This is a genomic window from Streptomyces sp. NPDC033180, from assembly GCF_055577645.1.
Map to the genome: position 1 here is coordinate 270361 of NZ_JBVIPU010000006.1, position 13715 is coordinate 284075.

At 71.6% G+C, this 13715-nt stretch carries 14 protein-coding genes; 5 read left to right on the forward strand and 9 right to left on the reverse strand.

Annotated elements, in window-relative coordinates; all coding sequences use genetic code 11:
- Nucleotides 1-13: 13 nt before the first annotated feature.
- Genes ACZ5WE_RS19765 through ACZ5WE_RS19775 form a run of 3 tightly spaced genes read right to left on the reverse strand, consistent with a single transcriptional unit; the run spans nucleotide 14 to nucleotide 3656 of the window.
- A complete protein-coding gene (locus ACZ5WE_RS19765; protein ID WP_467693810.1) occupies nucleotides 14-2110 on the reverse strand; it encodes a xanthine dehydrogenase family protein molybdopterin-binding subunit in 2097 nt (698 codons plus the stop codon).
- A gap of 32 nt (nucleotides 2111-2142) precedes the next feature.
- Nucleotides 2143-3126, reverse strand: a complete 984-nt coding sequence (locus tag ACZ5WE_RS19770) for an FAD binding domain-containing protein (RefSeq protein ID WP_467693808.1) — start codon at nucleotides 3124-3126, stop codon at nucleotides 2143-2145.
- The gene (locus ACZ5WE_RS19775; RefSeq protein ID WP_467693806.1) at nucleotides 3123-3656 is read right to left on the reverse strand and encodes a 2Fe-2S iron-sulfur cluster-binding protein; all 534 of its coding nucleotides are present in this window, start codon (nucleotides 3654-3656) and stop codon (nucleotides 3123-3125) included. The genes ACZ5WE_RS19770 and ACZ5WE_RS19775 overlap by 4 nt, the downstream gene beginning before the upstream one ends.
- 171 nt (nucleotides 3657-3827) lie before the next feature.
- Here ACZ5WE_RS19775 and ACZ5WE_RS19780 point away from each other — a divergent pair, with 171 nt between their 5' ends.
- Nucleotides 3828-3965, forward strand: coding sequence for a hypothetical protein (locus tag ACZ5WE_RS19780; RefSeq protein ID WP_467693805.1), 138 nt, complete (start codon nucleotides 3828-3830; stop codon nucleotides 3963-3965).
- A gap of 90 nt (nucleotides 3966-4055) precedes the next feature.
- On the opposite strand, the gene ACZ5WE_RS19785 is transcribed toward ACZ5WE_RS19780, so the two are convergent.
- Entirely contained in the window at nucleotides 4056-4871 is an 816-nt protein-coding gene (locus ACZ5WE_RS19785) for an SAM-dependent methyltransferase (RefSeq protein ID WP_467693803.1), read from the reverse strand.
- Nucleotides 4872-5137: 266 nt separating this feature from the next.
- Here ACZ5WE_RS19785 and ACZ5WE_RS19790 point away from each other — a divergent pair, with 266 nt between their 5' ends.
- The 3 genes from ACZ5WE_RS19790 (at nucleotide 5138) to ACZ5WE_RS19800 (ending at nucleotide 7620) form a co-directional block, all read left to right on the forward strand.
- Nucleotides 5138-6043 carry a glycoside hydrolase family 16 protein gene (locus ACZ5WE_RS19790; RefSeq protein WP_467693801.1) on the forward strand — a complete coding sequence of 302 codons (906 nt, stop codon included), beginning with the start codon at nucleotides 5138-5140 and terminating at the stop codon, nucleotides 6041-6043.
- Between the two features lie 70 nt (nucleotides 6044-6113).
- Complete coding sequence (locus tag ACZ5WE_RS19795) at nucleotides 6114-7079, forward strand: LLM class F420-dependent oxidoreductase (protein WP_467693799.1); 966 nt, start codon at nucleotides 6114-6116, stop codon at nucleotides 7077-7079.
- A 118-nt stretch (nucleotides 7080-7197) separates the two neighbouring features.
- Entirely contained in the window at nucleotides 7198-7620 is a 423-nt protein-coding gene (locus tag ACZ5WE_RS19800; RefSeq protein ID WP_467693797.1) for a hypothetical protein, read from the forward strand.
- A 1-nt stretch (nucleotide 7621) separates the two neighbouring features.
- Here the strand turns inward: ACZ5WE_RS19800 and ACZ5WE_RS19805 are convergent, their stop codons facing one another.
- The 5 genes from ACZ5WE_RS19805 to ACZ5WE_RS19825 all read right to left on the reverse strand — a co-directional run bounded on the left by ACZ5WE_RS19805 (nucleotide 7622) and on the right by ACZ5WE_RS19825 (nucleotide 12695).
- The gene (locus ACZ5WE_RS19805; RefSeq protein ID WP_467693795.1) at nucleotides 7622-9025 is read right to left on the reverse strand and encodes an NADP-dependent succinic semialdehyde dehydrogenase; all 1404 of its coding nucleotides are present in this window, start codon (nucleotides 9023-9025) and stop codon (nucleotides 7622-7624) included.
- Nucleotides 9026-9045: 20 nt separating this feature from the next.
- A complete protein-coding gene (locus ACZ5WE_RS19810; RefSeq protein ID WP_467693793.1) occupies nucleotides 9046-9234 on the reverse strand; it encodes a DUF6479 family protein in 189 nt (62 codons plus the stop codon).
- Between the two features lie 143 nt (nucleotides 9235-9377).
- Nucleotides 9378-10211, reverse strand: coding sequence for an aldo/keto reductase (locus tag ACZ5WE_RS19815; protein ID WP_467693956.1), 834 nt, complete (start codon nucleotides 10209-10211; stop codon nucleotides 9378-9380).
- 82 nt (nucleotides 10212-10293) lie between these two features.
- A complete protein-coding gene (locus tag ACZ5WE_RS19820; RefSeq protein WP_467693791.1) occupies nucleotides 10294-10866 on the reverse strand; it encodes an HPP family protein in 573 nt (190 codons plus the stop codon).
- Nucleotides 10867-11096: 230 nt separating this feature from the next.
- Nucleotides 11097-12695: an MFS transporter gene (locus ACZ5WE_RS19825; protein ID WP_467693790.1), complete on the reverse strand. Its 1599-nt coding sequence runs from the start codon at nucleotides 12693-12695 to the stop codon at nucleotides 11097-11099.
- A 115-nt stretch (nucleotides 12696-12810) separates the two neighbouring features.
- Here ACZ5WE_RS19825 and ACZ5WE_RS19830 point away from each other — a divergent pair, with 115 nt between their 5' ends.
- A complete protein-coding gene (locus tag ACZ5WE_RS19830; RefSeq protein ID WP_467693788.1) occupies nucleotides 12811-13713 on the forward strand; it encodes a TetR/AcrR family transcriptional regulator in 903 nt (300 codons plus the stop codon).
- The last annotated feature ends 2 nt before the right edge of the window (nucleotides 13714-13715 follow it).

Sequence of the window (13715 nt, forward strand, 5' to 3'; positions counted from 1 at the left end):
GTGGCCGATGCCTTCAGAGCCCGCCCGCAAGGACCCGGTCCGGCGTGAGGGGCAGTTCGCGCAGCCGCACGCCGGTCGCATGGTGCACCGCGTTGCCGATGGCCGCCGCCGTGCCGACGATGCCGATCTCCCCGATCCCCTTGCTGCCCATGGGGTTGAGGTGGGCGTCGTCCTCGTCGATCCAGTGCGCCTCGATCTCGGGAACGTCCGCGTTGGCCGGTACGTGGTAGGCGGCGAGGTCGGCCTCCGTGAAGTCGCCGAAGGCCGCGTCCATGGTGCTGCCCTCGGTCAGCGCCATCCCCAGGCCCATCGTCATCGCCCCGATGAACTGCGAACGCGCCGTACGGGAGTTGAGGATGTGCCCGGCCGCGTAGACCCCGAGCAGTCGGCGCACCCGTACCTCGCCGGACACCGTGTCGACGCCGACCTCGGCGAAGTGGGCACCGAAGGCGTGGCGGGCGTAGTCGCTGTCCGCGTCGGCGTCACCCTTGGTGTCGGCGGTGGCGCCGACACCCTCCGGTGGCAGCTGCTGGCCCTGCTGTCCTGCCAGGCGCTCGGCCAGTCGCGTGCAGGCCTTGTGGACGGCCCAGCCCCAGGAGGCGGTCCCGGAGGAACCGCCCGCCAGCGACGCGTCCGGAAGGTCGCTGCTGCCGATCTCGGCACGTACGGAGTCGAGCGGAACGCCGAGTGCTTCGGCTGCGACCTGGGCGAGCACCGTGCGGGCGCCCGTGCCGATGTCGGTGGCGTTGACGCGGACCACGAAGCTGCCGTCCGGGTAGGCGTGGGCGCTCGCCCGTGACGGCGCGACGACCACCGGATACGTGGCCGCTGCGACCCCGCTGCCCACCAGGAGGGGCCCTTCGGCGCGCGAGCGGGGGCGCGGGTCGCGCTCCGACCAGCCGAAGCGCCGGGCGCCCTCGCGCAGACATTCGGCGAGGTGACGGCTGCTGAAGGGCTTGGAGGTGTCGGGCTCCGTCCGGGTGTCGTTGCGCAGCCGCAGCTCGACGGGGTCGATGCCGAGGGTCACGGCGAGTTCGTCCATCGCCGACTCCAGTGCGTACATGCCGGGTGCCTCGCCGGGGGCACGCATCCAGGAGGGGCTCGGCACGTCGAGCGGCACCACGCGATGAGTGGTGCGGGCGTGCGGCGAGGGATACATGACGCGGGTTGCGGCGGCGGCCGTCTCGACGAACTCCTTGATACGAGAGGTGTGCGCGGTCACCTCATGGATCACGGAGGTCAGCCTGCCGTCCCTCTCCGCCCCCAGTCGCACCCGGTGCAGTGTTGGCGAGCGGTGGCCCACCACAGCGGGCAACTGGCGCCGCGGCAGGGCGAGTTTGACGGGCCTCTCGGTCATACGGGCGGCCATGGAAGCCAGCACCACGTGCGGACGCGGCGTGCCCTTGGATCCGAAGCCGCCGCCGACGTGCTCGGAGACGACCGTGATCTGCTCCTTGGGCAGCGCGAACAGGCCCGCCAGGACGTCGCGGACGGTGGTGGCCCCCTGGCTGCTGTCGTGCACGGTCAGCCGTCCGTCCCGCCAGTGGGCGGTGGCCGCGTGCGGCTCCATGGGGTGGTTGTGCAGCGGCGGCACCCGGTAGGTGACATCGACGCGGGAGGGCGCGTCCGCGAACGCGCCCTCCGCGTCGCCGCGGACGTGCTCTCCGGAGGTGCCGTCCTCGTCCTGTGGCACGTAGGCCTCGGGGTGATCGGCCTTCAGGGTGACGTCGTGCGGTTCCTCGGCGTAGGTGACCTGGACGGCAGCGGCGCCTTCGCGTGCCGCCTCCAGACTGTCGGCGACGACGAGCGCGACGTACCAGCCCCGGTGCGGAACACGCGCGTCCTGCAGCACGGCGAGCGTCGCGTCGTCCGGCTTCTCCAGGCGCGGCGCGTTCAGGTGGGTGAGGACCTCGACGACTCCCGGGAGCTCCCGGGCCGCTGTGTCGTCGACCGCGGTGACCGAGCCGCGCGCCACCGTGGCGGGCACCGGCCAGGCGTAGGCGCACCCCTCGGGGGTGTGCTCGGCGGCATAGCGGGCGGCCCCGGCCACCTTCTGGGGGCCCTCCCTGCGCTCGGCGGGGGACCCGAGGGCGCTGGCGGTGTCCGGCATGGGGGTTCTCCCTGGAGGCGGAGGCAGTCGGGTCACGAAGAGGTGAGTCGGCGCAGGACGTCACACGCGAGATTGCGGGCGAGGCGCACCTTGAACGCGTTGTCCCGCAGCGGCTCGGCCGCGGAGAGCTCGGCGTCCACGGCGCTCAGGAAGGCCTCGTCGTCCGGCGGACCGCCAAGGAGCGCCTCCTCGGCACGCCGGGCACGCCAGGGCCGGTGGGCCAGGCCGCCGAACGCGATCCGCGCCTGGCGTACGACGGAGTCCTCGACGTCCAGGACCACGGCCACCGAGGCGAGCGCGAAGGCGTACGAGGCGCGGTCGCGGGCCTTGCGATAGGCGGAGGGCAGCCCCGCGGCCTCGGGCGGGATCCGCACACCGGTGATCAGCTCGCCGGGTTCGATCTCGGTGTCCTGGTCCGGACGGTCGCCGGGCAGACGATGGAACTCGGCAACGGGCAGGGTGCGTCGGCCCCGCACACCCTGGAGCTCCACCTGGGCGTCGAGCGCCGCGAGCGCGACCGCCATGTCGGAGGGGTGCGTGGCGATGCACTGCGGAGAGTGGCCGAGGACCGCGTGGTCGCGGTGGACGCCGTCGCGTGCGCCGCAGCCGGTGCCGGGCTCACGCTTGTTGCACGGTTTGCCCAGGTCCTGGAAGTAGGGGCAGCGGGTGCGCTGGAGCAGGTTGCCGCCGGTCGTGGCCACGTTGCGCAGCTGGCCCGACGCTCCCGAGAGCAGCGCCTGGGCAAGGACGGGGTAGCGGTCACGCACCAGCGGGTGGGCGGCGAGGTCGCTGTTGCGCACCGTACCGCCGGCGCGGACGGACCCGTCGGGCAGCTCCTCCACGGCATCCAGCGGCAGCCTGCTGACGTCGACCAGCGTCCCGGGGCGTTCGACGCCCAGCTTCATCAGGTCGACGAGGTTGGTGCCGCCGCCCAGGTAACGGGAGGTCGGGCGGCCCGCGTGGGCGGCTGCCGCCTCTTCCGCGCTGTAGGCGCGCACGTACCGGAAGGGCTTCACCGTGTCACGTCCTCGACGGCCTCGACGATGTGCGGATAGGCGCCGCAGCGGCACAGGTTGCCGCTGAGCCGCTCACGGATCTCGTCCCTGGTCAGCTCCACGGGGGCGCCGGTGTCCGCGTCCGGAGCCGTTACGTGGGAGGCACGTCCCGCCGCGGCCTCCGCCAGGGCGCCGACGGTCGAACAGATCTGGCCCGGGGTGCAGTAGCCGCACTGGAAGGCATCGCGCTCCAGGAAGGCACGCTGCACGGGATGCAGGCCTTCACCCTCCCCGGGGCGCAGCCCTTCGACGGTGGTGATGTCGCACCCCTCGTGGGCGACGGCCAGCAGCAGACAGCTGTTGGCGCGGCGTCCGTCGACGAGGACGGTGCAGGCACCGCACTGGCCGTGGTCGCAGCCCTTCTTGGCGCCGATAAGGCCCATCTGTTCGCGCAGGACGTCCAGCAGCGTCGAACGGTGGTCGACGGTGAGGCGGCAGGGCGTGCCGTTCACCGTCAGGGGCACTTCCGAGCGGAACACTTCGGTCCCCATGGCGCTCTGCTCCCTCGTCGAAGCGGGTCTGCGGTGTGACCGCGTAACCAGCCTGGGCCAGGACACACATTCCGGCATGCCGGGCGCGTGCAGGCGAGGGGCGGCCGCGGAGCTGATGGGTCATCTACCGTCGCCTTCTCCGACGGGCAGATGATCTCGACCGTCGAAGACGTGAACACTTTCCTGTCCGACCTGCTGGCCGGTGAGCTGCTGCCACCCGCCCAGCAGCGCCAGCTGCTCGACGCGGTGCGGGCAGTCGGGGCGAGGTGCCCGGCACTCGCGTGCCGCGCAGGCCGAGCGGCCGGATGACGAGACGCTCGACCGCCTGCGGAGTAGTCCCACTTGCCTGGCCTGCCCGGCCTGCTGCCCTGCTCCGGGGGGACACGCCCCAGGGTCACGTCACGGCTTGCGCGCGAGGCCGCCGTGTTCGCCGATGGGCTCCGGGGTGGGGGAGCCGGGGGCCGGGCGCCACAAGGGGACCGAGACCACGCCGGGGTCCAGGAGCTCCAGGCCTTCGAAGAACGCCGCGATCCGGTCGACGGGTCGCAGGAAGTAGGGGACCGCGCCGGTTTCGTTGTAGGCGTCCTGGGCCTGCTCGTAGTCGGCGTCGGTGCCGCGGGAGCCGTCGTTGATGGAGAGGTGGCTGCCGGACGGCAGGCCTTGCATCAGCCGGGTGACGATGGCCCGCGCCTGGTCGTAGTCACCGATGTGGCCCAGGATGTTGCTGAGGATCAGGGCGGTGGGGCGGGAGAGGTCGAGCGTCTCGGCCGCGGCCGCGAGGATGCGGTCGGGGTCGGACAGGTCGGCGTCGACGTAGGCGGTCGCTCCCTCGGGCGTGGAGGTGAGCAGGGCGCGGGCGTGCGCGAGGACCATCGGGTCGTGGTCGACGTACACGATCCTCGTCCTGGGATCGAGCCGCTGGGCCACCTCATGGGTGTTGTCCACGGTCGGCAGTCCGGTCCCGATGTCCAGGAACTGCCCGATGCCCGCCTCGGAGACCAGATAGGTGATGTTGCGGCGCAGGAAGGCGCGGCTGCTGCGGGCGACGGTGACGATGCCGGGGAAGACGGCGCTGTAGGCGTCGCCGGCCTCCTCGTCGACGGGATAGTTGTCCTTCCCGCCCAGCCAGTAGTTCCAGATCCGGGCCGAGTGCGGCACCGAGGTGTCGATCTTCTGCTGCGCCGCAGATCCGGGCGTCGATGCGTGGTCGGTCATGGGTAGCGTCCGTCTTTCCACCGAGGCGTGAACCGTTCAACGCACAACCTACGTCCCAACCGTCTGGGCACGTACACCAGTTCACGTACTCGGCGCGTTCGTCGGCTCGACCGGACCGGTGGGCGCCACTGCCACGGGCCGGAGCCGAGCGACAGGTCGCGTCAACGCTATGGCGGGCCCTCCCGGCCTCCGCGAGGATGGCCCCTTCGCGGGCGGGGTTCGCCGCGTTCTGTGGGGCGGGTGCGGCCGGGAGGAAGGGCATCGCGATGGGATCACACGCGGCGGCGAGCCGGCGCAGGCCGATCGTGCTCGCGGCGCTCGGCACCACACTGCTCGCCGCCCTCCTGTCCATCCCGAGCGCCGGGGGAGCGCCGCGGTCGGCCGACGCCTGCGGCAGTGTCGGCACCGACATGCCGCGCGGCGACTGCGGCCCGTTCTGGCAGGTCGTCGCCGAGGACTTCAACGGTGACCGGGTGCCGCTGGGCGCGTTCAGCGGCTGCGATCACCACGCCGACACCTCCGCCGCGTACTGCGACGGCCTCGAAGGCTCCTACCGCGACAACTGGTGGGCCTACCCGACCGGTTGGCGCGACACCTCCAACGACAGGGGCCGAGATGTCGTCGGTGTCTACCACCCGGAGGACACCGTGAGCGTGGGGCCCGCGGAGAACGGCGACGGTCGTATGCGCATCCGGATGTGGCGGCCCACCGACGGAGGTCCTGTCCATGCCGCGGCGGTCGTACCGCGTGCCGTCATGCAGATGAAGTACGGCAAGTACAGCGCCCGCATCAAGGTGACCAAGCCGGCCCCCGGCTACAAGTCGGCCTGGCTGCACTACGGCGGCGGCTGCGAGATGGACCACCCCGAGGGCAACTGGGCCGGATCCCTCACCGCCTTCCACCATCCGTGCGGAGGCGGCGAGCAGGGCTCGTTCCGCGGCGCGGACGAGTGGACCGAATGGCACACGGTGTCGACCGAATGGACCCCGGGGAACGTGCGCTTCTTCGTGGACGGACGGCAGACCGGACACGACACCCGGGGCGTGCCGGCCCACCCGCTGTCCTGGGTCCTGCAGAACGAGAGCGCCCTGGAAGGCCCGGGAGCGGCGCCCGGCAGCAGCGCGCAGCTGGAGATCACCTGGGTAGCCGCGTACGCGTACGACTGGAAGTAGGGCCGGAGGGCACCCGAGTACCTGCGGACGGTGAGGTTTCAGCGGGAGCAGTTCGGCAAAGCGTACAAATATGGTGCAAATCGGCTACACGATGATGACCGAGCAGGCGGGCCCCCGTGCCCTCGTCGACGACCTGGTCGCGGCGGAGCGGGCCGGGTTCGACTTCTCCGTCACTTCTGATCACTACTTCCCCTGGCTCGACTCGCAGGGGCACGCGCCCTACGCGTGGAGCGTGCTCGGCGCGGCGGCGCAGGCGACCTCGCGGATCCCGCTCATGACGTACGTGACCTGCCCGACGGTCCGCTATCACCCGGCTGTGGTGGCGCAGAAGGCCGCGACGATGCAGCTGCTCTCCGAGGGCCGCTTCCGGCTCGGGCTCGGCTCGGGCGAGAACCTCAACGAGCACGTGGTCGGTGCGGGCTGGCCGTCCCCGCAGGTCCGCCTGGAGATGCTCGAAGAGGCGGTGGACATCATCCGGGCGCTGTTCACCGGCGACAACGTCAACCATCAGGGCACTCACTTCGACGTGGCGAACGCCCGCCTGTGGGATGTGCCCGACGAGCTGCCGCCCATTGGAGTGGCGGTTTCCGGCGGACGGTCCTGCGCGCTGGCCGGTCGCCTCGCCGACCTGGTCATCGCGACCGAACCCAAGGCCGACCTGCTCGCATCCTTCGACCGGCACGGCGGCAGCGGCAAGCCGCGCGTCGGCCAGCTGCCCGTCTGCTACGACACCGACAAGGACGCGGCGATCGCCCGCGCGCACGACCAGTTCCGCTGGTCGGTCGGCGGCTGGCCCGTCAACGCCGAACTGCCGGGCCCTTCCGGCTTCGCGGGCGCCACGCAGTACGTCACCCGCGAGGACATCGCGCAGCAGATCCCGTGCGGCGACGATGTCGACACCTTCGTGGACGCCGTGCGCCCCTTCGTCGACGCGGGCTTCACCGAAGTCGCCCTCGTCCAGGTGGGCGGCGACCAGCAACGCCCCTTCATCGACTGGGCGGAGAAGAAGCTGCTTCCCGCGCTGCGCGACCTCTGAGCAGCTCGGGAACCGTGGCCGGCCGCCGTGCAGGACAGCGGCCGCCACATGAGATACCTGCCCGCACATCGGGTACCCGTGATCACACATCAGGCCCCGCGACCCCATGGAGCACAGCGTGAACGACACACCCGACCCGGCATCCCCCACCGCGCAGTCCGACTCCCCGGACCTGGTGCAGGTGGTACTCGGCGAGTGCTCCGCGGCCGACGCGGACGCCGTCTTCGGGGTGCTGCGGACCCACTTCCCCTCCGACCGGGGCGAGGACGCGCCCCACCGGACGGAGCAGCCCCGCCCTGCCGTCTGGACCGGCGGCTTCCTCGCGGCCGACAGCCCGGGTCCCGTCCGGGGCGTGCTCCTCGCGGGGCCGGTCACCGCCGACCTGCAAGGCAGTCCGGTGGCGGTGGACCGACTGCGCGCCACGCTCGAATCGGCGTTCGTCGTCTCGGCCAACGGCACCGCGTCAGGCGACCAGGAAGTACAGGTGCAGCTGCGCCTGACGGGCGCCGAACACGGCGAGCCGCCGCTCCCGGACCACTGAACTAGGCCGGATCGGTCGGCCCGTACCAGACCGTCGTGGCGTTGCAGAACTCGCGGATGCCGTGGCCCGCGAGCTCGCGTCCGTACCCCGAGCGCTTGATGCCGCCGAAGGGCAGGCCGGGGTGGGACGCGGTCATGCCGTTGAAGAAGACGCCGCCCGCCTGAAGGTCCTGTACGCAGCGTTCGATGTCGGCGTCGTCGCGCGTCCACACATTCGAGCTGAGCCCGAACGGCGAGTCGTTGGCCAGGGTCACGGCCTCGTCCAGGTTCGCCACGCGGTAGAGCGTGGCCACCGGGCCGAACGCCTCCTCCCGGTGGATGCGCATCTGCTCGGTCACGTCGGCGAGGACGGTGGGGGAGTAGTACCAGCCCCGCTCCTGCTCCTTGGGGCGCTGGCCGCCGCACAGCGCGGTGGCGCCGTGAGCGAGCGCGTCGTCGACGAGCTCCTCCAGATCGCTGCGGCCCTGCTCGGTGGAGAGCGGACCCACGTCGGTGTCCTCGCTCGCGGGGTCGCCGACGGTCAGCTCCCGCATGCCGGCGACGAACCGGTCGCGGAAGGCGTCATAGACGTCGGCGTGCACGATGAAGCGCTTGGCGGCGATGCAGGACTGACCGTTGTTCTGCACCCGCGCGGTCACCGCGGTCGCCGCGGCGCGCTCGACGTCGGCGCTCGGCAGCACGAGGTAGGGGTCGCTGCCGCCCAGTTCCAGGACGGTCTTCTTGATCTCGTCGCCGGCGGTGGACGCCACCGAGCGGCCGGCCGGTTCGCTGCCGGTGAGAGTCGCCGCGACGACCCGGTCGTCGCGCAGGATGCCCTCGACGGCGTCCGAGCCGACCAGGAGCGTCTGGAAGCAGCCCTCCGGGAACCCGGCGCGGCGGAAGAGGTCATCGAGGTAGAGAGCGGTCTGCGGCACGTTCGACGCGTGCTTGAGCAGACCGACGTTGCCCGCCATCAGGGCGGGGGCCGCGAACCGTACGACCTGCCAGAGCGGGAAGTTCCACGGCATCACGGCGAGTACGACGCCCAGCGGCCGGTAGCGGACGATCGCCCGGCTCGCGCCGGAGTCCTCCACGTCGGCCTGCGCGGGGTGCTCGTCCGCGAGCAGCCCCTCGGCCCGCTCGGCGTACCAGCGCATGGCCTTGACGCACTTGGCCGCTTCGGCCCTGGCCGCCTTGATGGGCTTGCCCATCTCGGTGGTCATCGTCCGGGCGATGAACGCGTTGTCCTCTTCCAGCAGGTCGGCCGCCCGGTTCAGGAACCGGGCACGCTCGGCGAAGGTGCTGGTGCGGTACTGGCCGAACGCGGTGTGCGCCGCCGCCACACGGCGCTTGACCTCCGCGTCCTCAAGCGGCTCGAAGGTCTCGAGCGTCTCACCGGTGGCGGGATTGACCGTGGCGATGGGCATGCCGTTCCTCCTCGGGACGCCTAGCGCGACCGCGGAGGGCCGTCGTGGGGCTCCTCCCAGGAATTCGCGCGCGGCTGGGGCTGCTGCGGTGGGTCGGGGCGTCGCGTGACCTGTCGCCGTCCGAAGAAGAAGAGGGCGAGCAGTACGGCGACGATCACCACGCCGATGATCAGCATCAGCGACGAGGTTCCGCTTGCGGCGAGGGGCATGTACGGCCTCCAGTAAGGCTCGGAGTCAGTGGCTCCGGACGTAGCGGGCCCCGCGGTTCACCCTAGAGCGACATACGCGGGGAAGCATGCTCAGGGACCTAGCGGGTGCCCGGACATCCGGAACGCACACCTCGTCAGAGGATCTAGAGGATCTCCAGCGGCTCCTTGCGGACCGGCGCGGGGAACGCGGCATCCAGCGTCCTGAGGTCCTCGTCGGTGAGGCCGACTTCGAGGGCGGCGTGGTTCTCCTCCACGTGCGCCGCGGTGGAGGCCTTGGGAATGGCGATGACGTCGTCGTGCCGCAGCACCCAGGCGAGCGCCACCTGAAGCGGTGTGCATCCGTGCGCCGACGCCACGGACTCCAGGGCCTGATCGCCGAGGAGCCGGCCCTGCTCCAGCGGGGAGTAGGCCATCAGAGGCACCGAGCGCTCGCGGCACCAGGGGAAGAGGTCGTACTCGGGGCCGCGGCGGGTGAGGTTGTAGAGCACCTGGTCCGTCTGCGGGCGGGCGTCCTCGGGGAGCTCCGCCAGGTCGTCGACATCGAGGTTGCTCACGCCCCATGCGCCGATGCTGCCGCGGCTCACCAGGCCTTCGAGCGCCTCGACGGTCTCGGAGAGCGGCACTCCGCCCCGCCAGTGCAGCAGATACAGGTCGATCCGGTCGGTGCCCAGGCGGCGCAGACTCGCGTGGCAGGCATCGACGGTGCCGCGGGCGTCGGCGTTGGACGGCAGGACCTTGCTCACCAGGAACACGTCGTCGCGCCGCCCGCGAATCGCCTCGCCGACCAGCTCCTCCGACGCGCCGCTCCCGTACATCTCGGCCGTGTCGATCAGCGTCATGCCCAGGTCCAGGCCCCTGCGCAGGGCGGCAATCTCCTCGGCGCGGCGCGCGGGATCGTCGCCCATGCGCCAGGTGCCCTGGCCCAGGGCGGGCACGCTCGCACCGGAGGGGAATGTCACCGTCTTTGCCGCAGCCATCGCGTATCCCTTCTCGCATCCCTGCGTGTGCAGGCTCGTCACGCCGAGAACTTCACACGGCCCGGCGTCGTCGCACAACCGATCACCACCAGTACGCGGGATAGCGCTGCGCGCTGGGGCGGGCACACGAGGCGGCCCACCCCGCAAGGACCACCACGACGACCGCCCCTGCCAACAGGGGCACGAAGGTCGCGGGCCGGGGGTGGTGCAGGACGATGACGACGGCGGTGGCGCAGGCCGGCGAGTGCGGGGTGCGCGCCACGGTCATCACGGCAAGGCCGATGCCCGCGGCCAGCGCCGCGGCCCACGGGGCGCTGCCCAGCGCGGCGAGGATCGCGTAACCGACGCCGGCGCACAGCAGATGGCCCGCGATCACGCTGCGCGGCTGCGCAAGCGGCAGCCGGGGGACGCTGTGCACGATCGCCGCGGATGCCGCGAGCGGGGGTATGAGCACCGGCTCGTGAACGACGGAACCGACCGCGACCAGGGCCAGCAGCACGGCCGTGACGGCACTGATGTTGTGCAGGGCGGTACCGGCCGGCGGCGGGGCGGGGGCGCGGCCCACGAGGCGGGGCAGGACGCGGGGACGGACGCGGGGACGCGGGCGCGGCCGGGCAGGCGCGGGCGGCGCCTCGATGATTTCGTCGGTGCTCAAGAGAAGGACGTTCCGGACTTCAGCCGGCGGGAAACCCGGACGGCAGGTGACAGAGGGTTGGAGTCGCCACGGCCGCCCATGCGGTCGGCAGGGGGCGCGGGCAGCATCGGCGGCCCGGGGTCGGGGCGTCCGCGTACTCACCCGAGATCCTACGAAGCCCGGTCGCGCGGCCTGCGGCCAGGGCCGGTGATCACTGTGCTGACCAGGCCCAACACAGTGATCACGGGGGTTCACGCCCTGCTTGCGTGCTCGTGGCGGGGTGGCTGTCCGGCGTCGGTCCGAGGGCCGGCGCCGCCTGTCAGGGGCTCGCTCGGCGGCTCGGCCCTGCCCGCGCCTCGTAGCAGGACCAGGGAGAAGACGCCCGCCGCGGCCATGACGGTGGCCGCACCGATCGCGGCGAAGCCCATGCCGTGGGTGAAGGCATCGCGCGCCGCCGTCAGCACGCTCTCCGCGGTTCTGGCCGGGAGGTGCGCGGCCACGGTTGTCGCCCCGCCCAGGGTTTCGCGCACCGCGTCGGCCTGCGGAACCCCGGCCGGTAGAGCGTCGGTCATGTCACGGCTGTAGACGGCCGAACCGATGGAGCCGAGGATCGCCATGCCGAGCGCGCCGCCCAGCTCCTGGCCGGACTCGAGGACGGCCGCGGCCGAGCCCGCGCGCTCCGGCGGGGCGGCGCCCAGGGCGAGTTCATTGGCGAGCGTCATGGCGGCGACCAGACCGCCCGCGTAGACCGAGGCGGCGGTCAGCGGGACCCAGAGGGCCGTGTCGGTGCGCACCTGGGTCAGCCAGAGGAAGCCGCAGGCGGAGAGGAGAAACCCGCCAGCCATGACGTAGGCCCGGTCGACACGTTGCGCGAACGCCGCCGCGGTCGGAGCCGTGACGGCCATGCCCGCCGCCGGCAGCATGCTCCACAGCGCGGCCTCGAACGGCCCCATGCCGAGGACGGACTGCAGATACTGCGTGAGGAAGACGGCCATGCCCACCGTGGCGAACATGGCGAGGAGATTGGCGACCACCGGGCCGCCGAAGGCGCGACGGCCCAGCAGCCCGAGGTCGATCATCGGGTTCGCCACACGCCGCTGGCGGCGTACGAAGGCGTAGCCGAGAGCCAGTCCCGAGGTGATTCCGAGGGCGGGCAGCGGCTCGTAGCCGTGCTGGGCCAGTTCCTTGATGCCGTAGATGACCGGGAGCAGGGCGGCGAGTGAGAGTGCCGCGCTCAGCAGATCGAAGCGGCCCTGTTGCGACACCTTGAACTCCGGCACGAGGAAAGGGACCAGGACGAGCAGCAGCACCATCGCGGGCAGATTGATCAGGAAGACCGAACCCCACCAGAAGTGTTCCAGGAGCAGTCCGCTGACCACCGGGCCGAGAGAGATACCGGCGGCCATGACACCCGTCCACACGGTCACCGCCTTGCGCCGCTGCTTCTCGTCGCGGAAGAGGTTGCGGATCAGGGCGAGCGTCGAGGGCATCAGGGCGGCGCCGCCGAGTCCCAGCAACGCCCGTACACCGATGAGCAGTTCGGCCGAGTGCGCGTACGCGGCGGCGATCGATGCCGCACCGAAGACGGTGGCGCCCGCGAGCACCAGGGTGCGTCGGCCGATCCGGTCGCCGAGGGCGCCCATGGTGATGAGCAGGCCGGCGAGGACGAAGCCGTACATGTCGAGGATCCACAGCTGCTGTGTGGCGGTGGGCTCCAGATCCTGGCTGATGTAGGGAATCGCGAAGTAGAGGACCGAGACGTCCATCGAGACCAGCAGCAGGGGCAGCATCAGGACGCCGAGGGCGGACCATTCCTTGCGGCCCGCACGGGGGTTGGGTGTGTTCTCCATGTCCGACACGGAATCGGGTCGGCGCGTACGCCGCAAACAACGACCTAGTGCGCTGCCCCAATAAACGCTCCTGTACTGGGGGATCGGAGAACCAGCGCACTAGTACAGTGCAACCATGGTCACCGATCCGCCCTACCTCCGCATCGCGCGCGACATCCGCCGACGGATCGACTCCGGCGATCTCGCTCCGGGCGACCGTGTCCCCTCCACCCGGCGCATCACCCGCGAGTGGGGTGTCGCGATGGCGACGGCCACGAAGGCGCTCGCCGCACTGAACCAGGAGGGACTGGTGCGCGCCGTGCCGGGTGTCGGCACGGTGGTGGCGGAGCCGGTGCGGGAACGCGGTGCGGCTTCCGGTCAGGGCCTGACTCGCGAGCGCATCATCCGCACCGCGATCGCGTTCGCCGACTCGGAGGGCCTCGCGGCACTCTCGATGCGTCGCGTCGCGGCGGAGTTCGGGGCCTCCACCATGGCGCTGTACCGGCATGTCCCGAGCAAGGGTGAACTCGTACGGCTGATGTCGGAGGCGGTGTTCAGCGAGGAACCGTCAGGTCCTCGGCCGCCCGGCTGGCGTGCGCAACTGGCGCAGGAGGCACGGTGGTTGTGGGCCCTGTATGAGCGTCACCCCTGGCTGGGGCGGGCCATGGCCGGACTCACACGGCCGATGGCCTCGCCCCACGCGATGCGGTACACGGAGCGGGTCCTGGCCGCTCTGAGCGGGCTCGGCCTCACGCCGTACCAGATGATCCATGTCCACCTCGCGCTCCTCGGGTACGCCCAGGGAGTCACGCTGGCCATCGAGCTGGAGTCCCATGCGCGGCAGGACACCGGCATGACCCCGGAGGAGTGGATGGCGTCGAACGAGGCCCGGATGGAGGCGATCCAGACCTCCGGGTCCTATCCGGTCCTCTCCACGCTGTTCGGCGACGACGACTTCGACCTCGAGCTCGGCACGCTTTTCGAGTTCGGGCTCCAGCGGTTCCTGGACGGGGTCGAGGCACTCATCGCGAAGCCCTGAAC

Bases quoted from the DNA above. Each gene is read 5' to 3' on its own strand.
- ACZ5WE_RS19810 (WP_467693793.1), bottom strand. From the start codon at position 9,234: ATGCCCCTCGCCGCAAGCGGAACCTCGTCGCTGATGCTGATCATCGGC.
- ACZ5WE_RS19775 (WP_467693806.1), bottom strand. From the start codon at position 3,656: ATGGGGACCGAAGTGTTCCGCTCGGAAGTGCCCCTGACGGTGAACGGC.
- ACZ5WE_RS19805 (WP_467693795.1), bottom strand. From the start codon at position 9,025: ATGCCCATCGCCACGGTCAATCCCGCCACCGGTGAGACGCTCGAGACC.
- ACZ5WE_RS19785 (WP_467693803.1), bottom strand. From the start codon at position 4,871: ATGACCGACCACGCATCGACGCCCGGATCTGCGGCGCAGCAGAAGATC.
- ACZ5WE_RS19790 (WP_467693801.1), top strand. From the start codon at position 5,138: ATGGGATCACACGCGGCGGCGAGCCGGCGCAGGCCGATCGTGCTCGCG.
- ACZ5WE_RS19830 (WP_467693788.1), top strand. From the start codon at position 12,811: ATGGTCACCGATCCGCCCTACCTCCGCATCGCGCGCGACATCCGCCGA.
- ACZ5WE_RS19765 (WP_467693810.1), bottom strand. From the start codon at position 2,110: ATGCCGGACACCGCCAGCGCCCTCGGGTCCCCCGCCGAGCGCAGGGAG.
- ACZ5WE_RS19825 (WP_467693790.1), bottom strand. From the start codon at position 12,695: ATGGAGAACACACCCAACCCCCGTGCGGGCCGCAAGGAATGGTCCGCC.
- ACZ5WE_RS19815 (WP_467693956.1), bottom strand. From the start codon at position 10,211: ATGGCTGCGGCAAAGACGGTGACATTCCCCTCCGGTGCGAGCGTGCCC.
- ACZ5WE_RS19795 (WP_467693799.1), top strand. From the start codon at position 6,114: ATGGTGCAAATCGGCTACACGATGATGACCGAGCAGGCGGGCCCCCGT.